This window comes from Allobosea thiooxidans (assembly GCF_900168195.1).
Classification (GTDB): domain Bacteria; phylum Pseudomonadota; class Alphaproteobacteria; order Rhizobiales; family Beijerinckiaceae; genus Allobosea; species Allobosea thiooxidans.
In genome coordinates this window covers 185,257-208,111 of record NZ_FUYX01000006.1, presented here as the reverse complement: position 1 = coordinate 208,111, position 22,855 = coordinate 185,257, and the positions used below count along the sequence as shown (strand labels likewise).

The following is a 22,855-nucleotide window of genomic DNA, read 5'->3' as shown; positions in this document are numbered from 1 at the left end:
TGAACGGATGGGATGACGGGTCAGGCGTGGCGCAGGCGCTTGTTGAGGCGGCGCGCCAGGCGGTCTCCGATGCTCTGGACGAGCTGGACGAGGACGATGAGCACGGCGACGACGACCGCCATCACATCGGGCATGAAGCGCTGGTAGCCGTAGCGGATGCCGAGATCGCCGAGCCCGCCGCCGCCGACCGCGCCGACCATGGCGGAGAAGCCGATCAGGCTGACCAAAGCGAGCGTCAGGCCGAGCACGATCGCCGGCAGCGCCTCGGGTACCAGCACCTTGCGCACGATCTGGACGGGCGTGGCACCCATGGCGCGCGCGGCCTCGACCAGCCCCTGGTCGACCTCGCGCACCGCGCCTTCGATCAGCCTCGCGATGAAGGGCGTCGCGGCGACGGTCAGCGGCACGATCGCGGCCGCGGTACCGATCGAGGTGCCGGCGACGAGCCGGGTGAACGGGATGATCGCGACGACCAGGATGATGAAGGGCGTCGAGCGGGTGGCGTTGACCAGCACGCCCAGAACGGCGTTGGCGGCGGGCGCGGCAAAGAGCTCGCCGCGCTTGCTGGTGGCAAGGAAGACGCCGAGCGGCAGGCCCAGCAGCGTCGCGATGCCGCCGGCGACCGCGACCATGACCAGAGTGTCGAGCGTCGACTGCCAGATCAGGCGGATGAGTTCAGGAGACATGGCCGATCACCTCCGCCTTGAGCCCGAGGCTCTTCAGGGCGCCGAGCACCGCTTCGCTTTCCGGAGCGCGCGAGGGCACCGAGACCAGCAGGCTGCCGAAGGGCTGGCCGGCGATCGCGTCGATCCGCCCGGCCAGGATGTTGACGTCGATCCCGACGATCGCGCTCAGCCGGCTGATCACAGGGGCCGTGGCGTTCTCGCCGATGAAGGTGATGCGCAGGACCAGGCTGTCGCCGGGTCGTGCTTCCGTGCGCAGGCGGCTGGCGAGGTGCTCGGGCACCTCGACGCCGGTCACGGTCTCGACGAAGCGCGCGGTCGTCGGATGCTGCGGGGCGGTGAAGACGGCGAAGGTCTCGCCTTCCTCGACGATCCGCCCGCCCTCGATCACCGCGACACGGTCGCAGATCTCCTTGATCACCGGGATCTCGTGGGTGATCAGCAGGATGGTGATGCCGAGCTCACGGTTGACCTGGCGCAGCAGCGCCAGGATCGAGCGCGTCGTCTCGGGGTCGAGCGCCGAGGTGGCCTCGTCGCAGAGCAGCACCTTGGGGTCCGTGGCGAGCGCCCGGGCGATGCCGACGCGCTGCTTCTGCCCGCCCGAGAGTTCTGCCGGATAGCGTTCGCTCTTGTCGGCCAGGCCGACGAGCGCGAGCAGCCGCTCGACCTTGGCGGCGATTTCGGCGCGCGGCGTGCCGGCGATCTCCAGCGGCAGCGCGACATTGTCGAAGACGGTGCGCGAGGAGAGCAGGTTGAAGTGCTGGAAGATCATGCCGATCCGGCGCCGCTGCGAACGCCAGCCGGATTCGGTCAGCTTCGTGACGTCCTCGCCATGGATCAGGATGCGGCCGTCGGTGGCGCGCTCCAGGCCGTTGACGAGGCGGATCAACGTCGACTTGCCGGCGCCGGAGCGGCCGATCACGCCGAGGATGCTGCCGGTGGGCACGGAGAGATCGATGCCGGCGAGCGCGCTCACGGCTTGCTGGCCGCTGCGCGCCGCATAGGTCTTGCCCACCTTCTCGAAGCGGATCGCGGGTTCGGCAAGGGCAATGGGCAGGGCGCCGGCGCTCAAGGCGCCGGGTCTGACGGGGGCGTTCATCATGTCCTCAGAAATGCGTGTGGGACGACCAATGCGGGACAGGCTGCTCATGCAGGCTGTCGCGGACCGGAACGGGCCGGGCTTCGCCGCCCGCGCCGTAGTAGGATTCGAGCGTCACCGGCACGGCCCGGGCGAACCAGGCCGTCAGATCCTGCCAGATGGCGTGGAGGAACCGCATCGCCGCCTCACGAAGCCAGGGGCAGCGGCCCGTGCCGCCCTGGGCGGACGAGCCGGCGTGCCGCGACCTCGGCGGCGCCGGGCGTGGCGAAGCGCTGGCCGTCGAGAGCCCGGAAGGCGGCGGAGGCCGAGACGAAGGTGAAGTCGCGCTCGTCGGCGCGCCGGCTCACGAGCCCGATCTGGGCCTCGCCGAGCTCGATGACATAGGCCTGCTGCGCCGGGCGGGCCCGGCTGGGAACGGAATGAAACTGGGACATGGCTCTGCCTTTGGCCGCTCAGGCGGCGTTCGTCGAAACGATCGGATGGGGACGGCCTTTCGGCCTTGCGATCTCAGCGTCGACAGCAGCAGGGCATTCGGCGGAAGCGGACTTGGCTTCGGCTCGGTTTCACAACGGTCATGTCAGTCTCCTCGTTCTGGAGCCCACGACCCAGTCGTGGCGCTTTAGCGTTTGGTGACGCGGCGCAAGCTGCTCGCTCAAATCTCCGCGGCTCCCCGATTGCTCCGGGAACGATCTGCAATCTGGCGAAAAGCGTCCTCTTTGTCAACCGGTTCGTTCTTTTAAAGAAACCAATGCCGGGAGAAGAATATTCTCCGGAACGCTCTTTGCGCTCCGGCAAGGATGCGGCAATGCGCGGCTTGACGAAGCTGCGGAAGCGGCGCCATCTGCGGCCATGCTGGCTCGTGGCGCCTTTCTCGACCGCCTTCGCCGCTCCGATCTCGGAGTCTGGCTGGCGACGGCCTATGCGCTGTGCGTGCTGGCCCTGGCGCTTGCGCCGGCTCCGGCGCTGGCGACCCTGAGCGGTCATGACGGCTTCGTGCTCTGCTCGGGCGCGCCCGTTCCGGATGACGGTCAGTCCGTTCCTCTCGGCGATCTCGCCCATTGCAAGGGCTGCCCGCTCAATCCGGTCTTCGCCGGCCCTCCGGTCGAGGCCGCGCCCGAGCCGGGGCGGCTCGCCATCCGCCTGCCCTCGTCTTTCGCGCTGGCCGAGGGGCTGCCGCATCGGTTCGCCGCCGGGCTTGCGCAATCGCGCGCGCCGCCTGCCGGCTGAACCTCCGGCCTTTCAATCCCCTCGAATTCCGGCCTGTGCGCTCCAGCATGGAGCGGTGGCATTCCCTCACGAGGCTGCGTCAGCGGCCCGTCCGTTCAGGATATCAACCATGAAGCTTTCGTACTCGCTCGCGGCTGCCGTGCTCGCGCTCTCGGCCGGTTTCGCCTCCGCCCATGAGTTCAAGGCGGGCCCGCTGAAGATCGGCCATCCCTGGTCGCGTGCCACGCCGGCGGGCGCCAAGGTCGGCGGCGGCTATCTCAGCATCGAGAACACCGGCGCGGTCGCCGACCGGCTCGTCTCCGTGTCCGTCCCCTTCGCGGCGCGCTCCGAGATCCACGAGATGGCGGTGAAGGATGGCGTCATGACCATGCGGCCGATGGAGCAGGGCGTTGAGGTCCCGGCCGGCGCCAAGGTCGAGTTCAAGCCCGGCGGCTACCACATCATGTTCATGGAGCTGAAGCAGCAGCTGAACCAGGGCGAGATGATGAAGGGCACGCTGACCTTCGAGAAGGCCGGCAGCGTCGATGTCGAGTTCAAGGTGGATTCGATCGCCGCCAAGGGCGGCGGCGAGGGCCAGCACAAGGGGCACTAAGCCCCAGGCCGTCTGCCGTCATGGTCGGGCTTGTCCCGACCATCCACCTCTTCGCTGGTCGAAGGCCGTGCTCAAGACGTGGATGCTCGCCACGAGGGCGAGCATGACGGTGGCGTCGCTTCAGATCTTCGCGCGGCGATCGTGCTTGGCGATCCGGGCGAGCAGGTAGTCGACCTCGGCCTTGGCCGCGGCGCTGAGAGCCGAGCCCGGCTTGCGCTGGGCGTCATGGCTGAGGATGCCGCGCTTCGCCAGCGTGTATTTGCGCACGGCGAGGCCCACGCCCTGCTGCTGCTCGTAGCGCATCAGCGGCAGATGCACGTCGAAGATGTCGTGCGCCGCGTCGCGCTGGCCGGCCTTCTGCAGGCGGACGACGTCGATCAGCAGCTCCGGGAAGGCATAGCCGGTATTGGCGCCATCCGCGCCGCGCTCCATCTCGAAATCGAGGAAGAGGCCGCCATTGCCGGTCACGATCGAGATCGGCCTGAGCGAGCCCTCGGCCTGGAACTTGCGCAGCGCCGAGATCTTCTCCAGCCCCGGCCAGTCCTCATGCTTCAGCATCACGCAGGATGGGTTGTCCATGACGATCTTGCGGATCACCGCCGGTGTCATCACCACCGAAAGCGTCAGCGGGTAGTCCTGGATGACGAAGGGGATGTCGGTCCCGATCGCTTCGACCGCCTGGGCGTAATAGCCGGTGATCTGGTCGTCGGTGCGCAGCGAGGGCGGCGGCGCGATCATCACGCCGCCGGCGCCGAGATCCATTGCCTGCCGGGCGAGCGAGCGCATCGCTGCGAAGCCGGGCGCCGAGACGCCGACGATGATCGGCTTCCCGCCCATCTTCGCCACCGCGCGCTTGACGAGCCCGACCGATTCCTCCGGCTCGAGCTTGGGCGCTTCGCCCATGATGCCGAGCACGGTGATGCCGTCGGAGCCGATGTCGTGATAGAATTCGAACAGCCGGTCGGCCGAGGTCCAGTCGACGCTGCCATCCGGATTGAACGGCGTCGGCGCGATCGGGAAGACGCCCGAGGCGTCGGGGGTGAGGCGCATGATGCGGTCCTTGTCTTGCGGTCGGATCAGACGATGCGGGTGCGGACGGTGCCGACGCCGGCGATCTCGCCCTCGAGCACGTCGCCCTGGCCCACGGCGGCCACGCCTTCCGGCGTGCCGGTGAAGATCAGGTCGCCGGGCTTCAGCTCGACCAGGCCGGAGAGATAGGCGATCGTCTCCTCGACGTTCCAGATCTGCTTGGCGAGGTCGGAGCTCTGGCGCACCACGCCGTTGACGGTGAGTTCGATCTTGCCGGCGCTGGGATGGCCGGCATGGCTCGCCGGCACGATCTCGCCGATCGGCCCGGAGAGGTCGAAGCCCTTCGCCATGTCCCAGGGCCGCCCCGCCTTCTTGGCCACGGCCTGCAGGTCGCGCCGTGTCATGTCGAGGCCGGCGGCATAGCCATAGACATGGGCGAGCGCCTCGGATTCGGGGATGTCCTTGCCGCCGGTGCCGATCGCCACGACCAGCTCCATCTCGTGGTGGAGGTCCTTGGTCTTGGCCGGGTAGGGCATGTCGGCGCCGTTGATCAGCAGCGCATCGGCCGGCTTGGTGAAGAAGAACGGTTCCTCGCGGTCGGGGTCGTGCCCCATCTCGCGGGCGTGCTCGGCATAGTTGCGGCCAACGCAGAAGATGCGCCGGACCGGGAAGGAGCCGCCTCCCGCGACCGGAACGGCGGTGATGGCCGGCGGATCGATCACGTAGTTGCTCATGGCGCAGCTCCCTCGGTTCTCAAAGTTCGGAGCGCTGCGCAAAAAGCCGGTACCGCATTCTGGCGCAGCGCTCGATCGCTTGCTTTCGCCGTTCATGCGGGAGCGGCGCGCCGACCGCAAGCGGATTGCGTCGGCACTGGCCTGCGCGGGCGGCATTGCCGGCCGGCATTTCGCATGCGCGGCAGGGTTTGTGCGGCGCGTCGTTGCAACCGGCGCGATTTGGCACCTACAGTGCTGCGCCGGACAGCTCCGGCAAGCCTTACGGAAGGAACGGCATGTGAGTACTGGAACCGTGAAATGGTTCAACGAGACCAAGGGCTACGGCTTCATCACGCCGGATCAGGGCGGCGGTGACGTCTTCGTCCATATCAGCGCGGTGACGCGTGCGGGTCTGCACGGCCTGAACGAAGGCCAGAAGGTCAGCTACGACCTCGAGCCCGATCGCAAGACCGGCAAGAACGCCGCGGTGAACCTCAAGGTCGCGTAGGACGCGCGCGACAGCGGGAAGGCGGATGGCGGCGCTTTCCCGGGCCAAGGCGAAGCTCTTTCGCCCCGACCGGACTGAAGAGCATTCCAGGCATGCCCGTCGCCGCAGGCGGCGGATCCGAGGGGCGGATGCGGCTCAGGCGCGGCCCGGGGCGGGGTGGAACAGCCGGCCCCCTTCGACGACCAGCACGGTCACCAGCGCGGCGAGGCCGCAGAGCGCGAAGCCGAGCGTCAGCGGAATGATCGTGCCGTCGAAGTGCTGGCCGATATAGAAGCCGAGCAGCGCCCCGATCACGGTCGTCACGAAGCCCTGCACCGAGGAAGCCGTCCCCGCGACATGGCCCAGCGGCTCCATCGCCATGGCGCCGAAATTCGGCCCGATCAGGCCGAAGCAGAACATCGCTCCGCCCTGCAGGATCGCGAAGCTCCACAGCGACTCGTGGCCGGCCAGCGCGATGGCTGCGTGCAGGCCGGTCAGCGCGATGTAGCCGATGAGCGCGCCATGCGAGACGCGGCGCATGCCGAGCCGGCCCACGATGCGCGAGTTGAGCAGCGAGGCCGCCGCCATGAACAGGGCGATCAGCGCGAAGATGGTGGTGAACAGCTCCGGCGTCCGGAAGACGTCGACGAAGACCTGCTGCGCCGAATTGATGAAGCCGAACAGCCCGCCGAGCACGAAGGCCATGGCCAGCATGTAGCCGACGCCGATGCGGCTCGTCAGCGTGGTGCGGAAGGCGGCGGCGACGCTTTTCGGTTCGATCGGCTTGCGATCCTCCGGATGCTGCGTTTCCGGCAGCTTCAGCATCGCCCAGATCATGACGGCGGCGCCGAAGGCGGTCAGCACGCCGAAGATCCAGCGCCAGGGTGCGACCCAGAGGATCGCCTGGCCGATCGAGGGGGCGAGGATCGGCACGGCCAGGAAGACGATCATGGCCAGCGACATGACGCGCGCCATCTCGCGGCCGGAATAGCAGTCGCGCACGATCGAGACGACGAGCACGCGCGTCGCCGCCGCGCCGATGCCCTGCAGGACGCGCGCCGCCATCATCGCCTGGAACGAGCCGGCGAAGGCGGCGACGACGCTGGCGAAAACGTAGATCGCGAGCCCGACGAGCAGGACCGGGCGGCGTCCATAGCGATCCGAGATCGTGCCGTAGAAGATCTGCGAGACGCCGAAGCCGAGCAGATAGGCGGTGATGATCCACTGGCGCTGGTTGGCCTCGGCGATGCCGAGCGCCTCGGCCATCTGCGGCAGGGCCGGCAGCATGGAGTCGATGGCGAGCGCATTCGTCGCCATCAGAGCGGCGGTCAGGCCCACGAAGGGATAGAAGCCCATGCCGTGGCGCGGCCGGGCGATTGCGGACATGTCGTTCATGGCGATCGCGAAAGCTGGCCGGCGGCTGCGCTCGGGCGGCAGCGGCGGACGGGGATCGGGCGGCAGCATTAGACCTGCCGGCAGGGCGCGGCAACCCGCCCTGCCGGCGATGCGCCATGCGTCGGGCGCGTCTCCCGGCTCAGCCGGCCTTCTGCATCTCGGCGATCAGCGCGTTGTCGATCTCGTTCGCCCGCTTCGCCGCCGGCCTGGCGGCAAGCCGCGCGCCATAGGCCTCGAAGACCGGCCGTTTCTCGATCGAGCCGAACTGCAGGCCCCAGAGGATCTGCGAGCCGACATAGACATCGGCGGCGCTGAAGCGATCGCCGACGAGATACTCGTTCCGGCCGACCGCATATTCCAGCGTGTCCATCGCATCGGCGAAGTTCCCGTAGCCGATGGCGCGCTCCCGGTCCGGCGGAACTTCGAGACCGAAGGCCTTGTTGCTGACGGCCGCCTCGAGCGGCCCGGCGCTGAAGAACAGCCAGCGGTAATAAGGACCGCGCAGGCGGCTGCTCCGATCGGGCGCCAGCCCGGCCTCGGGGAAGGCGTCGGCCAGATAGGCGCAGATCGCCGCGCATTCGGTCACGACCATATCGCCATGGACGAGCGTCGGCACCTTGCCCATCGGGTTGAGCGCCTTGTACGCGGCGCTCTTCATCGGCGCGCCGAAGCCGAGGATCTCGGCGCGATAGGGGCGGCCGACCTCTTCCAGCATCCAGCGGGCGATGCGCCCGCGCGACATCGGGTTGGTGTAGACGACGAGCTCGTCCGTCATGAGCATTGTCTCCTTCGAATTCGACGTTGCGATCGCTGCGACGGCGTCGCGGTGCAGCCAGTACCCTTTGCCTGACGAGGCCGGGTCGAACTGCTATCCTCGCCGCGAAACAGGACGGGAGCATGAACGAATCACCGGCAATGCGCAGCATGTCCCTCGGCGACGGGCGGATGGCAATCGAGGGCTCGTCGGCCCGCTATGTCCAGGGGTCGGCCCGGCGCTTCCGGCTCAAGGCCGCGGGGCTGCGCTTCGTCGGCGGCTTCGAGAGCCGTGACGGGCGCCTCGAGGATGGCCAGCGCATCCTTGCCGAGGCGCGGGTGGCGGATGGCGTGCTGCGGCGCGCCGGCTTCGACGACGAGGTGGGCGCGGTCGGCCTCACCCTGCGCCCGCTGCCGGCCTCGAGCGAGCAGCCGCGCCTCCTGCTGATGCTCGGCTATCGCGAGGAGAACGGCGCCGAGACCCCGTTCGCCGAGGCGTTCCTGGCGCCTGCCGTCTTCGAGGCGCTCAAGGCGGACATGCTCAACGGCCTCGCCGATGAGGTCTCGCTCGGCGCGACGACGAATCTCTGGATGCGGGAGGAGGACCGGGACGCGCCACAGGCCGGCCCCCTCGGCTGGTATCTGGCACCGGGGGCGGATGGGCGCGCCATCGTGCCGGCACGCGGCTTCATCGACGGCATCGCCTGGCAGCCGCTGGCGAAACCGGAGCCTTCGGCAACCGTCGAAGCCGCCGCGGCCCCCGCGCCGGCGGCGGCGCATGAGGCCGGGGCCGAGGAGGATTGGCGGGAGGACGGGCTCGAACAACTGCGCAAGCTCAACTGGAGTTTCAGGCTGCTCCTGCTGCTGCTCGCCTTCCTGCTGCTCATCATCGCCGTGAAGTAGCGGCCTCAAGGCTCGTGTCGGCGGATCCGGCGGATGATCTCGTTCAGCGCGAGCATAGCCAGCGCCAGGATGAACGGCAGGACGTAGTAGATCACCCGGAAGATCAGCAGCGCCCCGAGGACCTGCTCGTAGGGGAAGCGGTTGAGCGCGACCAGCATCGTCGCCTCGAAGACGCCGAGCCCGCCCGGCGCGTGGCTGGCGATGCCGATCAGGCAGGCGAAGATATAGGCCGCGAGGAAGGTCGGGTATTCGAGGTTGTAGCCGCCGGGCAGCAGCACGAAGAGCACCGCCGCCGCGGCGCAGACCTCGCAGGCTCCCAGCGCCATCTGGCCGAGCGTGGTGCCCAGCCCCGGCAGGTGCAGGTTCCAGCCCCGCACGCGCAGGCTGCGCTCGTCGGTCGCGATCCAAATGAGATAGCCGACGATGCCCAGTCCCACGAGGCCGCCGACGATCTGGACGATGAGCGGCGAGGTCCGCGCCAGCAGCGCCACGGAATCGGCCGAATAGATCAGGCTTGCGCAGAGGATGGCGCCCAGGCCGAGCCAGAAGGTCAGGCCGGCGATCACCGTCAGGCTCGCGACCTCGGAGGCGCGCACGCCCTTGGGGGAATAGATCCAGTAGCGCACGGTGCCGCCGGTCACGATCGGGAAGCCCAGCGTGAACGAGACCGAATAGCTGGTGAAGGAAGCGAGGGCCGTTGTCCGATAGGGGATCGACAGGCCGAGCCGGCGCAGCGCCAGCGCGTCGTAGCCGGTGAGCAGCAGGTAGCTCAGTGCCGTGAAGGCGGCTGCGAGGCCGAGCTGGCGCAGGCTAGCATTGGCGAAGGCACCGGCGAGCTCGCCCGGCTCCATCTGGCTGATGATGTGCCAGAGCACGACCAGCGAGGCGCCGAAGATGGCGAAGCTCGCCAGCGGGCCGAGCCACCACCAGCGGCTGCGCCTGCGCAGGGGCACTCCTGGCTCGTGCGGGAACGACATGCGCTCTCTGGGTTGTGCGCCCCGGTTGCGGCGGCGGGATACGGGCAAGAGAGCGCGAACGCGCCCCGGCCGAGAGATAGCGCGTCGGTGGCGATGCACAAGCCGCTGCGGCGAATGAGCCCCATGAGGGAACCGGCGGGAGGTGCGCCCGATGAAGGGACGAGGCGCCGGCAGGTCGCGGCCGGCGCCTCGTCTCGGAGCCGCCTCAGGCCAGCTTGCGGAAGATCCGCAGCGTCTTGAAGCCGGCGATCTCCTCGACCGGCATCTGCTCGGCCCATTCCGCGATGATCGGTTCGGCCGTGCCGTAGGCGAAGGAGCCCTTGTAGAACAGGATGTAGCCGCCCTTGTCCGTCTGTTCGGTGAACAGGTCCATCACCTGCCGGTCGGTCAGCGCGCCATAGGCGTCGTTCGCCTCGCTGCGGAACTCGCAGGAGTGGAACAGCGTCACGATGTCGAAGCGCGGCAGCAGCCGGGGATTGCTGGTGTAGATGTCGCCGAAATAGGCGCTGTAGCTGTGCGTCACGCGCGGATTGTCGGTCGCGAGCGCGATGAAGGACTCATACTCCTTCGGTGCGGCGGTGATGCCGAGCACGGTGTTGTCGAGATGAGGCTCGGCGCAGCGCAGGCCGACATAGTGATGCCCGCCCGTACCGAAATGGTAGATTCGCCGCCGGCTGAGGCCTTCCTGCTCGAGCCATTCGACGAAATGCACGTCGCAGGGGCACTGCTCGACTTCGAGGCCCCAGAAGGCGTCCCAGATATTCATCTTCACGGCGTCTCTCCTCATTATGGCTGGTGTTCGTGGGCGAAGCTGGTCCAGAGCGCTTCGGCGGGTGCGCCGGTGCGGGACTCGACGAAGCCATCGCGTTCGACGATGCGGGCGACGCCGGCGATGCGGCGCAGCACGATCTGGTGGCTGGCGACCTCGGCGAAGCCCGGCGATTGTCCGAAGGCGATGATCACCGCCTGCGGCAGCGCCGCGCGGAGCTCGGCCAGGAGATCGCTCGCCGTCTCGGCTTCGAGCGCATTCGTCGCCTCGTCGAGCAGCACCACCTCGGCCCCGCCGAGCTCCACCCTGGTCAAAGCGAGCCGTTGCCGCTCGGCCCGCGTCAGCGCCTTGTTCCAGTCGTCCTCGCTCTCGAGCTGGGCGGTCAGGGTCGCCAGCCCGTAGCGGCGCAGGGCCGCGGCGATATCCGGCGCCGGTCGCGGCCGGTCGCCCTGGAGGAGCTGGCGCAAGCTCGTTCGTGGCAGCTGCAGATGTTGCGGCACCACGGCGATGCGCGCCTCGCGCGGCAAGGCGATCGTTCCTTCTCCCAGCTGCCAGAGCCCGGCGATGGCCTGCAGCAGCGTGTTCTTGGCGAAGCCGGCATCGCCGACGACATGGAGCGTCGCGCCGGCCGGCAGGACGAGGTCGAGCCCCGCGGCAAGGGGCAGCCCGGCGCCGTCATGCAGGGTCACGGCTTCCAGGCCGAGCGACCCGTCCGATGTGAAGCCGATGCCGAGCGCCGGTTGCGGCGGTAGCGTTTCGATGCCGGCCAGCGCATCGGCCAGCTCGTTGACGCGCCGGGCGGCGGCGAGCCATTCGGCGATGCGCATGAAATTGTCGAGCAGCCAGTTGCAGGCGTTCTGCACGGCGACGAAGGCGGCGGCGACCTGGACGACCCCGCCGAGCGTCATTTCGCCGGCCAGATATTTCGGCGCCGCCAGCAGCAGCGGCACGACCGGCACCAGCGCGCCGCTGCCATTGGTGATCCAGGTCAGCCGCGCCCGCTGCCGGATCATCGCCAGCCAGCGCCGCACCAGCACGTCATGGCTGCGGGCGACGGCCTGGCGCTCCCCGGTCTCCGTCCGGGCAAGCGCGATCGATTCGCCATGGTCGCGGATGCGCATCAGCGCGAAGCGCAGGCCCGCCTCGCTCTCGTTGCGCGCTGCGATCAGCCCGGGTAGTCGCCGCCCGACGGTCGTGACCAGGATCGAGACCAGAACGGCGTAGAGGATGGCCGCGAGCACCAGATAGGCGGGGATGGCGATGGTCTTGCCGCCCCAGGACAGGTTCAGGCTGCCGCCGATCTCCCAGAGGATCTCGATGAAGATCGCGATGGTGATGACCGAGGAGAGCAGGCCGATCGCGAAATCGACCACCGGCTCCGTCGCCCAGCGGACGTCGTCGGCGATGCGGTATTCGGGATTGGCGGGCTCATGCGGGGTGAGACCGAGGCGGAAGAAGCGCCGCTCGCCGATCCAGCCATCGGCCAGCCTGGCGGTCAGCCATTGCCGCCAATGCACCTGAAAGGTCTCGCGCGCCCGCAGGATGACGACGCCCAGCCCCGCCACGACGAGAACGAGCACCGGGAATACAGCCATGGCGACGAGCGCGCTATGGCCGTCCTTGCGCTCGAGCGCATCGAAAAACCAGCCGTTCCAGCGGTTCACCGTGACATTCGCGAAGACGGAAAGAATGATCCCGGCGGCCAGCAGCAGCGTCCAGAACCAGGCGCGGCCGGCGCTCTCGCCGCGCCAGAAGCCCGCGGTCAGGCGCGCGAAATGCACCGCCACCTGCCGGTCTCCCGGCACGGCCGATCTCACGCCTGGCATGTCGTCGGGCGTCGGCACGGTTACGATTGTCCCCCTGGGGCCGGTTTTCCGGTCTCCCACGGCGAAGCTGACCGCGCCAAAATGAACTCAGGCTGAACGAGGCGAACCTGCCGGGAGCAGCCGCTGCGGGCAGGTGTCCTCCAGCCAAGGCGAGAGGGAGAACCCATGCCGCCTGGCGACGAATCCGCCTACACCGACAGGCAGAAGCGCAAGGCCGGGCATATCGAGGAGGGCGACGAGGCCCGCGGCGTCGCGCATGACGAAGCCGGGCGCCGCGCCTGGGCGACCGTCAACGGGGACAGCGGCGGCGGCAACAAGTCCGGTTCCGGCGGCGGCAAGCCGGGCACCAACGCCTCGGCACGGCGCGGTGGCAAGCTCGGCGGCGCCGCTTCTGTCGCCCGGCCGAAAGCGGAACGATCCGCTTCGGCGAAGAAGACGGCCGAGACGCGTCGGAAGGATGCGTCCTGACGCCTCCGTTATGGTCGGGCCTGTCCCGACCATCCACGTCTTCGCTTCGCCGGTCGAATGCCGCGGTCAAGCCGTCATGCTCGCCACGAGGGCTAGCATGACGGCGGGATCGGCGACATCCGTGGTTTGGGGCTCAGCCGCCGATGTTGAAGGCGGCGAGCGCGGCCATGTTGACGATGTCGGAATCCTTGGCGCCGAGCGGCACGATCTGGACCGGCTTGTCGAGGCCCACGATCAGCGGCCCGATGACGGTGGCGCCGCCGAGTTCCTGCAGCAGCTTGGTCGAGATCGAGGCCGAGTGGAAGGCGGGCATCACCAGGACATTGGCGGGGCCCGACAGGCGGCAGAACGGATACTGGCTCATCACCTCGCGGTTGAGCGCCACATCGGCCGCCATCTCGCCGTCATATTCGAAGTCGACGCGCTGGTTGTCGAGCAGCGCGACGGCCTCGCGGACCTTGTCGGAGCGCTCTCCCGCCGGGTGGCCGAAGGTCGAGAAGGCGAGCATCGCGACCTTGGGCTCGTAGCCGAGCCGCCGGCCGACGCCCGCGGCTTCGATCGCGATCTCGGAGAGTTGCTTGGCGGTCGGCATCTCGGTGATGGCGGTGTCGGCGACCAGCACGGTGCGGTCGCGCGAGATCACGATCGAGACGCCGATCAGCCGGTGCCCCGGCTTCTCGTCGATGACACGGCGGACTTCCTCCAGCGCGATCGAATAGTTGCGGGTGACGCCCGTCACCATCGCGTCGGCGTCGCCGAGCGCGACCATCGCCGCGGCGAAATGGTTGCGGTCCTGGTTGATCAGGCGCTGGCAGTCGCGGAACAGGTAGCCCTGCCGCTGCAGGCGCTCGTAGAGATACTGCGCATAGACGCTGTTGCGGTGCGAGAGGCGGGCGTTCTGGATCGAGATGCCCTTGGCCTCGAGGTCGACGCCGAGGAAGGTCGCAACCTCGGTGATGCGGTCCTCGCGTCCGACCAGGATCGCCTGGCCCAGACCCTGCCCCACGAAGGAGGCGGCGGCGCGGATGACCTGCTCCTCCTCGCCCTCGGCGAAGACGACGCGCTTGGGATAGCGCCGCACGCGCTCGAAGATCCGGTTGAGCGTGCCGGCGATCGGGTCGCGCCTGGCCGAGAGCTGCGCCTTGTAGGCGGTGGTGTCGACGATCGGCTTGCCGGCGACGCCGGAATCCATCGCGGCCTTGGCGACGGCCATCGGCACGACATGGATCAGGCGCGGATCGAAGGGCACCGGGATGATGTAGTCCTTGCCATAGCGCGGGCGCGCGCCCTGATAGGCGGCGGCGACCTCGTCCGGCACGTCCTCGCGGGCGAGCATCGCCAGCGATTCCGCAGCGGCGATCTTCATCTCCATGTTGATCGTCGTCGCCCGCACGTCGAGCGCGCCGCGGAAGATGAAGGGAAAACCGAGGACGTTGTTGACCTGGTTGGGGTAGTCCGAGCGGCCTGTCGCCATGATGGCGTCGTCGCGGATGGCGTGGACTTCCTCCGGCGTGATCTCCGGATCGGGATTGGCCATGGCGAAGATGATCGGGTTCGGAGCCATCGCGGCGACCATCTCGGGCGTCACCGCCCCCTTTTGCGACAGGCCGAAGAAGGCGTCTGCCCCTTCGAGCGCCTGGGCCAGGGTGCGCCGGTCGGTGACGGCCGCATGGGCCGATTTCCACTGGTTCATGCCCTCGGTCCGGCCCTGGTAGATCACGCCCTTGGTGTCGCAGAGGATGACGTTGTCGGGCTTGAAGCCCATCGCCTTCAGCAGCTCGATGCAGGCGATGGCAGCGGCACCGGCGCCGTTGATCACCAGCCGGGTCGACTTGATGTCGCGGCCGGTCAGGTCCAGCGCGTTGATCAGGCCGGCGGCGGCGATGATGGCGGTGCCGTGCTGGTCGTCATGGAAGACGGGGATATCCATCAGCTCGCGCAGGCGCTGCTCGATGATGAAGCACTCCGGCGCCTTGATGTCCTCGAGGTTGATGCCGCCGAAGGACGGGCCGAGATAGCGCACGGCGTCGATGAACTTCTCCGGATCCTCGGTGTCGACCTCGAGGTCGATCGAGTCGACATCGGCGAAGCGCTTGAACAGGACGGACTTGCCTTCCATCACCGGCTTCGAGGCGAGCGCGCCGAGATTGCCAAGCCCGAGGATCGCGGTGCCGTTCGAGATCACCGCGACGAGGTTCGAGCGGGTCGTGTAGTCATAGGCGCGCGACGGGTCCTCGGCGATCGCCAGCACCGGCACGGCCACGCCCGGCGAATAGGCGAGGGAGAGGTCGCGCTGCGTCGCCATCGGCTTGGTCGGCACCACCTCCAGCTTGCCGGGGCGCCCCTGCGAGTGGAACAGCAGCGCCTCCTGGTCCGTGAAGGTCGGGCGGGCTCTCTTGGTCGTCGGACGGTCGTTCATCGCTGCGGCTTTTCTTGTGCGTTTCCTCACGGGGGAACTGACCATACGGCGCCGCGCCGAGATCACAAGCGGCGACTGCTTCACAGAACTCTTGCCGGAACGCGGGAGATCGGGCGCCTTCGGGACTAGAAGCGGTTGCGGACGCTATGGACGAACTCGCCGACATAGCGGTCGAGCGCCTCGGTCTGCTCGTCCACCTTGCGGGCGGCTTCCGCCACGAGGATCGCGGCATCGCCGGTAATCCGCGCCTCCGTGCCGACGGCGCCGACATTGGCGGTGACCGCGTCGGCGTTGAGCGCCACCGCCTGCGCGTCGGCGGCGATGGTCGAGGCGATGTCGGCCTGCCGGCTGACGACGGCGGCGATGACGCCGGACGTCTGCTCGATCGTCGTCATCGTGCCTTCGATATGCGCGACCGCCTCGAAGGCGGTCGCGGCGGCGCCGCGGATCTCGGCCAGGGTCTCGGCGATGTCGCGCGTCGCCTTCTGGGTCTGCTCGGCAAGCGTCTTGACCTCGCCCGCGACCACGGCGAAGCCGCGCCCGGCTGCGCCGGCGCGCGCCGCTTCGATCGTGGCATTGAGCGCCAGCAGATTGGTGCGCGCCGCGATCTCCTCGATGAAGTCGAGCACGGCCCGGACCTTGTCGGCCGCTTCCGTCAGCCCGGCCACGTCCCGGCGGGTGCTGCGCACATAGCTTGCCGCGGCGCGCACGGTCTCGTCGGCATGGCTGGTCTGGCGCGTCAGCTCCCGGATCGAGGCGTCGATCTCCTCCGCCGCCACCGCCACGGAGCCGACGCGTTGTGAGGCGCTGCCGGCTTCCTGGGTCACGCCCTCGGCGCGCAGGGTCGTCTTGTTGGCGCTGTCGACCATCTGGCTTGCGGCCTCGTGCATGCCGCGCATCGAGGTGCCGACATCGGCCAGCGCCTTGCCGACGGTGCGTTCGAGATCGCTGGCGAGCTCGTTCAGCGCGGCCTTGCGCAGGGTCTCGATCTCCGCCCGGCGCGTTTCCAGCGTCTTCTCGGGCGTGATGTCGAGCAGGATGCCGTCCCAGACCAGCGTGCCGTCGGCGAGCCGGCGCTTGGTCGATTCGCTGCGCAGCCAGACGATGTCGCCGCCGGGGGCGAGATAGCGCCCTTCGAAGCGCCAGAGCGTCTGAGTTTCCTGCTGCTCGCGCCGCAATTGCTCGAAGCGGGCCCTGTCCTGGGGCAGCAGCTTGCCAAGCCAGGCTTCCGGGTCCCGCTCGACCTGTTCCTTGGTGATGCCGAGCAGCTTGTCGATGGCGAAGGAGGCGAACCGATAGGTCATGGTGCCGTCCGGCCGCACGATCCGCTGGTAGAGCGTGCCGGGGGCGCGGTCGATCAGCGTGCGCAGCCGATAGGCGGTCTCCCGCTTCTCATTGTCGTTGATGATCACCATGCCGGTCAGGAAGATGCCGACCGTGCCGACCAGGATCATCACCGGCACGGCCTCGCGCAGGAAGCGTGCACCGGCCTCTCCGGGGATCAGGCTGACCGAGACGAGCAGGCAGAGCGCGTCGAGCGCGCTCAGGGCTGCGAGATCGCCGATGCCGAGGGGGCGCCGCCGGCGGCTCAGCCAGAAGGCATAGGCGATGCCGATCGCGGCGCGCACGACGATTCCGGTGATGCCGGTGACCATGCCGACGCCGCCGTCGAGATAGCGCATCACGACGAGCGGGGCGGCCGTCAGGAGCGAAGCGACCGGGCCGCCGATCGGGCCGGCCAGGATGGCGAAGCTGTTGCGCGAATCGACGACGAGCCCAGGGACGATCTGGAAGGGGTTGCCCATGCTGACCAGCGCGCCGGTCGCGAACAGCACGCCGACGACGATCTGCCGCAGCCACGGCCGCTCGCCGATCCGCGACATGGCGACTGTCAGCAGCAATCCGGCCAGGAGCAGGAAGAACAGGCTTTCGGCCAGATTTATCAGGAGCAATGTCGGAACCTTCTGCCGATTCGGCCGGGCGACCATGCTTTCAATTGTTGAAAGCCCTCCTAACGGATGGCCTCGGCGGCGCTTTTTGCTAGCGTGCGGCCCGATGCGTCACTCTTCTCCCACCGAAGTCGCCCGTTCCGCCGCGCCGGCCGCCGCCGAGCGCGTCACGCCGATGATGGCGCAGTACATCGAGATCAAGGCCGCCAATCCGGACAGCCTGCTGTTCTACCGGATGGGCGATTTCTACGAGCTGTTCTTCGCCGATGCCGAGATCGCCTCGCGCACGCTCGGCATCGTTCTGACCAAGCGCGGCAAGCATCAGGGCGACGATATCCCGATGTGCGGCGTGCCCGTCGATCGCGCCGACGACTATCTCCAGCGGCTGATCGCCGCCGGTCATCGCGTCGCCGTCTGCGAGCAGACCGAGGACCCGGCCGAGGCCAAGAAGCGCGGCGCCAAATCCGTGGTCAAGCGCGATGTCGTGCGCCTCGTCACGCCCGGCACGATCACCGAGGAACGGCTGCTCGAACCCGGCCGCGCGAGCCTTCTGGTCGCGGTCGCCCGGCGGAAGACGGGTGAGACGGCGTCGCTCTACGGTCTCGCCGCCATCGACATCTCGACCGGCCGCTTCACCGTGATGGAGACCGCGCAGGAGCGGCTCGCCATCGAGTTCTCGCGGCTGGAGCCGCGCGAGATCGTCTGCCCGGACGCGATCCATGACGATCCGGAGCTCAAGGAGTTCTGGCGCGAGATCGCCGTGCCGGTCACCCCGCTCGCCCGCGAGGGCCTCGATGCCGCTTCGGCCGAACGGCGCCTGAAGGAGTTCTTCGGCGTCGCCACGCTCGACGCCTTCGGTGCCTTCAGCCGGGCCGAGATCGCGGCGGCGGGGGCCGCGCTGGCCTATGTCGAGCGCACCCAGCTCGGTGCGCGGCCACCCTTGTCGCCGCCGGTGCGGGATGCGGGCTCGGCGACGATGCTGATCGACGCCGCCACGCGCGCCAATCTCGAATTGACCCGCACGCTGGGCGGCGAGCGCCAGGGCAGCCTGCTCGCGACCATAGACCGCACCGTGACGCCGGGCGGGGCTCGCCTGCTGGCGGAACGCCTCGCCGGACCGCTGACCGATCCCGTGGCGATCGCGGCGCGGCACGACGCCGTCGCTTTCCTGGTGGCGGACGGCGCCCTGCGCGAGGATCTGCGCCGAGCCCTCGAACGGGTGCCGGATGTCGCCCGCGCCCTGGCGCGGCTTTCGCTCGACCGCGGCGGCCCGCGCGACCTCGCCGCGCTGGGGGCCGGACTCGACGCCGCCCGCGCCATCGCCGCCCTGCTGGTGCGGCGCGGCGACCTGCCGGAGGAGCTGGCCCGCGCCATGCGGGCGCTGGGCGAAAGCGACCCGGACCTGCCGGTTCGCCTCGATGCGGCGCTGGCGGAGGAACTGCCGCTCAATCGCCGCGACGGCCGCTTCGTGCGCGAGGGGCATGAACCGGCGCTCGACGAATTGCGGCTGCTGCAGGTCGATTCGCGCAAGGTGATCGCCCAGCTCCAGGCGCGCTATGCCGCCGAGACCGGCTGCCGCACGCTGCGGATCAAGCACAACGCCATGCTCGGCTATTTCGTCGAGGTGCCGCAGGCGATCGGCGAGGAATTCCTGAAGGAGCCCTGGCGCGCCACCTTCGTCCATCGCCAGACCATGTCCGACGCGATGCGCTTCTCCTCGCTCGAACTCGGCGAGCTCGAAGCCAAGATCGCCTCTGCGGCCGACCGGGCATTGAAGCTCGAACTCGCCATCTTCGCCGCGCTGAGCGACGCGGTGCTGGCCGAGGCTGAGCCGATCAAGGCCGTCGCGCTGGCGCTGGCCGAGCTCGACGTCGCCGCAGCCCTCGCCGATCTCGCCGCCCGCGAGGGCTGGAGCCGCCCGCAGGTCGATGGCGGCGCAGCCTTCGCGATCGAGCGCGGCCGCCATCCCGTGGTCGAGGCGGCGCTGAAGCGCGACGGCAAGCCCTTCGTCGCCAACGACACCGAATTGTCGCCGCCCGGCAGCGAGGCGAAGGGCGGGCGCATCTGCCTGATCACCGGCCCGAACATGGCCGGTAAGTCGACCTTCCTGCGCCAGAACGCGCTGATCGCCGTATTGGCCCAGATGGGTTCCTTCGTGCCGGCGGCGAGCGCCCATATCGGCGTGGTCGACCGGTTGTTCTCGCGCGTCGGCGCCGCCGACGATCTCGCGCGCGGCCGCTCGACCTTCATGGTCGAGATGGTCGAGACCGCCGCGATCCTGAACCAGGCCGGCCCGCGCGCGCTCGTCATCCTCGACGAGATCGGGCGGGGCACCGCCACCTTCGACGGCCTCTCCATCGCCTGGGCCGCGATCGAGCACCTGCACGAGGTCAATCGCTGCCGCAGCCTGTTCGCCACGCATTATCACGAGCTGACGGCGCTGGGAGACCGACTCGATCGCGTCGCCAACGCCACCGTCCGCGTCACCGAATGGAAGGGCGAGGTCGTCTTCCTGCACGAGGTCGTGGCCGGCGCGGCCGACCGCTCCTACGGCATCCAGGTCGCCAAGCTCGCCGGCCTGCCGCCGGCGGTGGTAGAGCGGGCGCGGGCGATCCTCGGCGAGCTGGAGAAGACCGAGCGCGAGAAGCCGGTCGCCTCGCTGGTCGACGATCTGCCGCTCTTCGCCGCGCCGCTGCGCCGTCCTGTGGCGGCCGCCGCCGACGACGAGCCGGATGACCTGCGCGAGGCGCTGGCCGGGATCGACCCGGACGAAATGTCCCCGCGCGAGGCGCTGGAAGCGCTCTACCGGCTGAAGGGAATGGCTTGAGGGTCTGCGCTATCCCAGCCGCCTGATACTGGTGATCGCGCCGAAGCTCTTGTCGCGGATGCGGTCTCGCGCTTCCCGCAGCGGCTCGCGCAAGACCGTCATCGAGTAGCCATTGGCGTGCAGCAGCGTTGCCGGGTCGGTCAGGATGCCGACATGGCCCTTCCAGAATACCAGATCGCCGCGCTGAAGCCCCGACAGATCCTCGCGGATCTCGATGGGGCGGCCGAGTGCCGCCTCCAGCATGTCGGAGTCGCGCGGCGAGGCGATGCCGGCCGCGGCGAGTGCGAGCTGCGTCAGCCCCGAGCAGTCCAGCCCGAGGCTGGTCTTGCCGCCCCAGAGATAGGGCACGCCGATGAAGCGCTCGGCGACGGCGACGAAATCGGGCTCGTGCTGGTCGAGGGGCACCAGGTGTTTGAGGAAGACGTGGCCGCCATCGGCGAGGACGGCGAAATCGCCCTTCTCCTCCGCCACGGCGACGGCTGCGGTCAGCGAGAGCGCAGCCAGAGGCGGCAGTTTGATCGAGGGGCCGGGATAGACGAAGGTTCTGAGAGCGCCGATCCGGTGCGTCGGCTCGGGCCGGCCGGGGCGTAACGCGTCATCGGGTAGGTAGCCGACATAGCCGTCCGTCTGGAGCTGGACCCAGGCCCAGCCTTCCTCGCGCTCATAGACCTGCACCAGCTCTCCGGCGAGCGCCTCGGTGTCGAGCGCCGCGTCCGGCCGCGGCTCGCGGCGCAGCGGCGCGGAGGGCGCCACGACGCGCATCGGCTGCGGGTCGGCGAAGCGGGGTGCCTCGACCTGTCCCGCCAGATGGCGCGCGGCGAGATCCGGACGGAACGGCGTGATGCGGCGGTCGAGAATCGTCATGGGTGCAATCTAGCGCGGCGCGCTGCGGGCCGGGAGGGCCGTCAGCTACCGCCGATCTCCTTGGCATGCTCCGTCACCAGATCGGCGAGCCGCTCGACCGCGAGCGCCCCGGCGACGGTGCGCTGGATGACGACATTGCGCCGGTCGGCCTCGTCGCGCTTGCGGGTCAGGAGCCCGAGCTTGCCGAGCGTGTCGAGGGCGCGGGTGATCACCGGCTTGGTCACGCCGAGCTGCTGGGCGAGGCCCCGCACCGTATGCGGCGGCAATTCGAGATAGACCGTGAGCAGGATCGCCGTCTGGCGCGCCGAGAGGTCGGCCTCGTCGTCCCGCACCAGATCGAGATGCACCTGCCGCCACAGTCTGAGTGCCTGCGAAGGCCTGATCTCGAGGGGCATGAATGCGCGGTTCCCGATCGTTACGGACCCGTATCATTATCCTCCGGCAGCCGCGCTGCAATCGCCTTCGCCGATCAGCCTTAACCGCGCGGATAGAGCTGCTTCACCAGCGCATGGATCAGCCGCGCGCCCTGGCACTCCCCGCCCTCCGGCCGCCCCGGCTTGGCGGCCGGGTTCCAGGCATAGATGTCGAAATGGGCGTAGGATTGCGTCTTCTCGACGAAGCGGTTGAGGAAGAGCGCCGCCGTGACCGAGCCCGCCATGCCGCCGCTCGAGATATGGTTCACATCGGCGATCTTGGATTCGAGCAGCCCGTCATAGGCCGGCCAGAGCGGCAGCCGCCAGACCGGGTCGTTCACCGCCAGGCCGATCCGCGCGATCTCGTCGGCGAGCCCCTCGTCATGGGTGTAGAACGGAGGCAGGTCCGGCCCCAGCGCGGTGCGCGCCGCGCCGGTCAGCGTGGCGAAATCGACCAGCAGCTCCGGCGCCTCCTCGTCGGCGAGTGCCAGCGCATCGGCCAGGATCAGCCGGCCCTCGGCGTCGGTGTTGCCGATCTCGACGGAAAGGCCCTTGCGGCTCGCCAGCACGTCGCCGGGGCGGAAGGCATTGCCCGCGACGGCGTTCTCCACCGCGGGCACCAGGAGCCGCAGCCGCACCGGCAGCTGTGCCAGCATGATCATGCGCGCCGCCGCGATCGCGGCCGCCGCCCCGCCCATGTCCTTCTTCATCAGCAGCATCGCGGCGTCGGGCTTGAGGTTCAGGCCGCCGGTGTCGAAGGCGACGCCCTTGCCGACGAGCGTGACCTTGGGGTGGGCCGGGTCGCCCCAGACCAGGTCGACGAGCCGCGGCGCCCGCGGCGAGGCGCGGCCGACGGCATGGATCATCGGGAAGTTCCGGGCGATGAGCTCGTCCCCGACGATGCTGGCGACCGTCGCGCCGCATTCGGCGGCGAGCCCGCGGATCGCCGCCTCGATTTCGCCGGGTCCAAGCTCGTTGGCCGGGGTGTTGACGAGATCGCGGGCGAGCATCGCCGATTCCGCGATCAGGCTGGTCTCGGCGCCGTCGACATCGTCGGGCAGCGACAGGCGCGCGCGGGGCGGAGGCGGCTTGCGATAGCGGTCGAAGCGGTAGCCCTGCAGCAGCCAGCCGAGCGCGGCCGCGGCCGGATCGTCGATCTCGCCTTCCAGCCGGTAGTCGCCGGCCGGCAGCAGGGCGGCCAGTCGCGCCGGGGCGAAGGGATCGCGCCGCCGGCGCGCGGGCTCGAGGCCGATGAGCACGCAGGCGAGCGCGCCATCCGCGTCCGGCAGCAGGCAGTGCTGGCCGGCGCGAGCGGCAAAGCCTTGCGCGAGGGCGAAGTTGCGATGGGGTGGGGACAGGCGTTCCTGCAGGGCCGGCCAGGTCTCGCCGGAGACGACATGAACCGGAACGGCGGCATCGGAGGCGGAGGTCAGGAGGCTGTTCACGGGGGCGGCCGATCGGT

22 protein-coding genes are annotated in these 22,855 nt (G+C 69.2%); 6 read left to right on the top strand and 16 right to left on the bottom strand.

Annotation, left to right across the window (positions count from 1 at the left end; genetic code table 11):
* Window positions 1-20: 20 nt before the first annotated feature.
* From B5Y19_RS13540 to B5Y19_RS13530, 4 genes are read right to left on the bottom strand one after another with little or no spacing between them, the layout of a single operon-like run.
* The gene (locus B5Y19_RS13540; RefSeq protein ID WP_055726650.1) at window positions 21-686 is read right to left on the bottom strand and encodes a methionine ABC transporter permease; all 666 of its coding nucleotides are present in this window, start codon (window positions 684-686) and stop codon (window positions 21-23) included.
* Window positions 676-1,782, bottom strand: coding sequence for a methionine ABC transporter ATP-binding protein (locus B5Y19_RS13535; protein ID WP_079591612.1), 1,107 nt, complete (start codon window positions 1,780-1,782; stop codon window positions 676-678). The genes B5Y19_RS13540 and B5Y19_RS13535 overlap by 11 nt, the downstream gene beginning before the upstream one ends.
* A gap of 7 nt (window positions 1,783-1,789) precedes the next feature.
* Window positions 1,790-1,960 (bottom strand): hypothetical protein, encoded by a 171-nt coding sequence (locus B5Y19_RS26115; RefSeq protein ID WP_156367000.1) that lies wholly within the window; start codon window positions 1,958-1,960, stop codon window positions 1,790-1,792.
* Window positions 1,961-1,967: 7 nt separating this feature from the next.
* A complete protein-coding gene (locus tag B5Y19_RS13530; RefSeq protein WP_055726648.1) occupies window positions 1,968-2,216 on the bottom strand; it encodes a hypothetical protein in 249 nt (82 codons plus the stop codon).
* A gap of 415 nt (window positions 2,217-2,631) precedes the next feature.
* Between B5Y19_RS13530 and B5Y19_RS13525 the strand changes: the two genes are divergently transcribed.
* Window positions 2,632-3,009 (top strand): hypothetical protein, encoded by a 378-nt coding sequence (locus B5Y19_RS13525; RefSeq protein ID WP_055726647.1) that lies wholly within the window; start codon window positions 2,632-2,634, stop codon window positions 3,007-3,009.
* A gap of 109 nt (window positions 3,010-3,118) precedes the next feature.
* Window positions 3,119-3,601, top strand: a complete 483-nt coding sequence (locus B5Y19_RS13520) for a copper chaperone PCu(A)C (protein WP_055726646.1) — start codon at window positions 3,119-3,121, stop codon at window positions 3,599-3,601.
* 120 nt (window positions 3,602-3,721) lie between these two features.
* Here the strand turns inward: B5Y19_RS13520 and B5Y19_RS13515 are convergent, their stop codons facing one another.
* Both B5Y19_RS13515 and B5Y19_RS13510 read right to left on the bottom strand, forming a co-directional pair.
* Window positions 3,722-4,651: a dihydrodipicolinate synthase family protein gene (locus tag B5Y19_RS13515; RefSeq protein WP_055726645.1), complete on the bottom strand. Its 930-nt coding sequence runs from the start codon at window positions 4,649-4,651 to the stop codon at window positions 3,722-3,724.
* Window positions 4,652-4,677: 26 nt separating this feature from the next.
* Window positions 4,678-5,364 carry a fumarylacetoacetate hydrolase family protein gene (locus B5Y19_RS13510; protein ID WP_055726644.1) on the bottom strand — a complete coding sequence of 229 codons (687 nt, stop codon included), beginning with the start codon at window positions 5,362-5,364 and terminating at the stop codon, window positions 4,678-4,680.
* Window positions 5,365-5,641: 277 nt separating this feature from the next.
* On the opposite strand from B5Y19_RS13510, the gene B5Y19_RS26460 reads away from it, so the two are divergent.
* A complete protein-coding gene (locus tag B5Y19_RS26460) occupies window positions 5,642-5,851 on the top strand; it encodes a cold-shock protein (protein ID WP_055726643.1) in 210 nt (69 codons plus the stop codon).
* Window positions 5,852-5,986: 135 nt separating this feature from the next.
* Here B5Y19_RS26460 and B5Y19_RS13500 read toward each other — a convergent pair whose 3' ends face one another.
* The gene (locus B5Y19_RS13500) at window positions 5,987-7,225 is read right to left on the bottom strand and encodes a multidrug effflux MFS transporter (protein ID WP_244555585.1); all 1,239 of its coding nucleotides are present in this window, start codon (window positions 7,223-7,225) and stop codon (window positions 5,987-5,989) included.
* A gap of 139 nt (window positions 7,226-7,364) precedes the next feature.
* Complete coding sequence (locus tag B5Y19_RS13495; protein WP_055726664.1) at window positions 7,365-8,000, bottom strand: glutathione S-transferase family protein; 636 nt, start codon at window positions 7,998-8,000, stop codon at window positions 7,365-7,367.
* A 122-nt stretch (window positions 8,001-8,122) separates the two neighbouring features.
* On the opposite strand from B5Y19_RS13495, the gene B5Y19_RS13490 reads away from it, so the two are divergent.
* A complete protein-coding gene (locus B5Y19_RS13490; protein ID WP_139384386.1) occupies window positions 8,123-8,881 on the top strand; it encodes a hypothetical protein in 759 nt (252 codons plus the stop codon).
* Between the two features lie 5 nt (window positions 8,882-8,886).
* On the opposite strand, the gene B5Y19_RS13485 is transcribed toward B5Y19_RS13490, so the two are convergent.
* The 3 genes from B5Y19_RS13485 to B5Y19_RS13475 form a co-directional block, all read right to left on the bottom strand.
* Window positions 8,887-9,834 carry a lysylphosphatidylglycerol synthase domain-containing protein gene (locus B5Y19_RS13485; protein ID WP_055726641.1) on the bottom strand — a complete coding sequence of 316 codons (948 nt, stop codon included), beginning with the start codon at window positions 9,832-9,834 and terminating at the stop codon, window positions 8,887-8,889.
* A 229-nt stretch (window positions 9,835-10,063) separates the two neighbouring features.
* Window positions 10,064-10,630: a hypothetical protein gene (locus B5Y19_RS13480; RefSeq protein WP_197282388.1), complete on the bottom strand. Its 567-nt coding sequence runs from the start codon at window positions 10,628-10,630 to the stop codon at window positions 10,064-10,066.
* Between the two features lie 14 nt (window positions 10,631-10,644).
* Window positions 10,645-12,471, bottom strand: coding sequence for an ABC transporter ATP-binding protein/permease (locus B5Y19_RS13475; protein ID WP_079591593.1), 1,827 nt, complete (start codon window positions 12,469-12,471; stop codon window positions 10,645-10,647).
* 147 nt (window positions 12,472-12,618) lie between these two features.
* Between B5Y19_RS13475 and B5Y19_RS13470 the strand changes: the two genes are divergently transcribed.
* The gene (locus tag B5Y19_RS13470; protein WP_055726639.1) at window positions 12,619-12,921 is read left to right on the top strand and encodes a hypothetical protein; all 303 of its coding nucleotides are present in this window, start codon (window positions 12,619-12,621) and stop codon (window positions 12,919-12,921) included.
* A 133-nt stretch (window positions 12,922-13,054) separates the two neighbouring features.
* On the opposite strand, the gene B5Y19_RS13465 is transcribed toward B5Y19_RS13470, so the two are convergent.
* On the bottom strand, window positions 13,055-15,340 hold the full coding sequence (locus B5Y19_RS13465) for an NADP-dependent malic enzyme (RefSeq protein WP_055726638.1): 2,286 nt from the start codon (window positions 15,338-15,340) through the stop codon (window positions 13,055-13,057).
* 125 nt (window positions 15,341-15,465) lie between these two features.
* Window positions 15,466-17,292, bottom strand: a complete 1,827-nt coding sequence (locus B5Y19_RS13460; protein WP_176168624.1) for a methyl-accepting chemotaxis protein — start codon at window positions 17,290-17,292, stop codon at window positions 15,466-15,468.
* A gap of 103 nt (window positions 17,293-17,395) precedes the next feature.
* On the opposite strand from B5Y19_RS13460, the gene mutS reads away from it, so the two are divergent.
* On the top strand, window positions 17,396-20,116 hold the full coding sequence (gene mutS / locus B5Y19_RS13455; protein WP_176168623.1) for a DNA mismatch repair protein MutS: 2,721 nt from the start codon (window positions 17,396-17,398) through the stop codon (window positions 20,114-20,116).
* 9 nt (window positions 20,117-20,125) lie between these two features.
* On the opposite strand, the gene B5Y19_RS13450 is transcribed toward mutS, so the two are convergent.
* The 3 genes from B5Y19_RS13450 to B5Y19_RS13440 form a co-directional block, all read right to left on the bottom strand.
* The gene (locus B5Y19_RS13450) at window positions 20,126-20,980 is read right to left on the bottom strand and encodes a C40 family peptidase (RefSeq protein WP_055726635.1); all 855 of its coding nucleotides are present in this window, start codon (window positions 20,978-20,980) and stop codon (window positions 20,126-20,128) included.
* A 41-nt stretch (window positions 20,981-21,021) separates the two neighbouring features.
* Complete coding sequence (locus B5Y19_RS13445; RefSeq protein ID WP_055726634.1) at window positions 21,022-21,375, bottom strand: MarR family winged helix-turn-helix transcriptional regulator; 354 nt, start codon at window positions 21,373-21,375, stop codon at window positions 21,022-21,024.
* A gap of 80 nt (window positions 21,376-21,455) precedes the next feature.
* Window positions 21,456-22,838 carry a leucyl aminopeptidase family protein gene (locus B5Y19_RS13440; protein WP_055726633.1) on the bottom strand — a complete coding sequence of 461 codons (1,383 nt, stop codon included), beginning with the start codon at window positions 22,836-22,838 and terminating at the stop codon, window positions 21,456-21,458.
* Between the last annotated feature and the right edge of the window lie 17 nt (window positions 22,839-22,855).

Coding starts and splice junctions, on each gene's coding strand:
- B5Y19_RS13540 (WP_055726650.1), bottom strand. CDS start 686: ATGTCTCCTGAACTCATCCGCCTGATCTGGCAGTCGACGCTCGACACT.
- B5Y19_RS13535 (WP_079591612.1), bottom strand. CDS start 1,782: ATGAACGCCCCCGTCAGACCCGGCGCCTTGAGCGCCGGCGCCCTGCCC.
- B5Y19_RS26115 (WP_156367000.1), bottom strand. CDS start 1,960: ATGCGGTTCCTCCACGCCATCTGGCAGGATCTGACGGCCTGGTTCGCC.
- B5Y19_RS13530 (WP_055726648.1), bottom strand. CDS start 2,216: ATGTCCCAGTTTCATTCCGTTCCCAGCCGGGCCCGCCCGGCGCAGCAG.
- B5Y19_RS13525 (WP_055726647.1), top strand. CDS start 2,632: ATGCTGGCTCGTGGCGCCTTTCTCGACCGCCTTCGCCGCTCCGATCTC.
- B5Y19_RS13520 (WP_055726646.1), top strand. CDS start 3,119: ATGAAGCTTTCGTACTCGCTCGCGGCTGCCGTGCTCGCGCTCTCGGCC.
- B5Y19_RS13515 (WP_055726645.1), bottom strand. CDS start 4,651: ATGCGCCTCACCCCCGACGCCTCGGGCGTCTTCCCGATCGCGCCGACG.
- B5Y19_RS13510 (WP_055726644.1), bottom strand. CDS start 5,364: ATGAGCAACTACGTGATCGATCCGCCGGCCATCACCGCCGTTCCGGTC.
- B5Y19_RS13500 (WP_244555585.1), bottom strand. CDS start 7,225: ATGAACGACATGTCCGCAATCGCCCGGCCGCGCCACGGCATGGGCTTC.
- B5Y19_RS13495 (WP_055726664.1), bottom strand. CDS start 8,000: ATGACGGACGAGCTCGTCGTCTACACCAACCCGATGTCGCGCGGGCGC.
- B5Y19_RS13490 (WP_139384386.1), top strand. CDS start 8,123: ATGAACGAATCACCGGCAATGCGCAGCATGTCCCTCGGCGACGGGCGG.
- B5Y19_RS13470 (WP_055726639.1), top strand. CDS start 12,619: ATGCCGCCTGGCGACGAATCCGCCTACACCGACAGGCAGAAGCGCAAG.
- B5Y19_RS13465 (WP_055726638.1), bottom strand. CDS start 15,340: ATGAACGACCGTCCGACGACCAAGAGAGCCCGCCCGACCTTCACGGAC.
- mutS (WP_176168623.1), top strand. CDS start 17,396: ATGCGTCACTCTTCTCCCACCGAAGTCGCCCGTTCCGCCGCGCCGGCC.
- B5Y19_RS13450 (WP_055726635.1), bottom strand. CDS start 20,980: ATGACGATTCTCGACCGCCGCATCACGCCGTTCCGTCCGGATCTCGCC.
- B5Y19_RS13445 (WP_055726634.1), bottom strand. CDS start 21,375: ATGCCCCTCGAGATCAGGCCTTCGCAGGCACTCAGACTGTGGCGGCAG.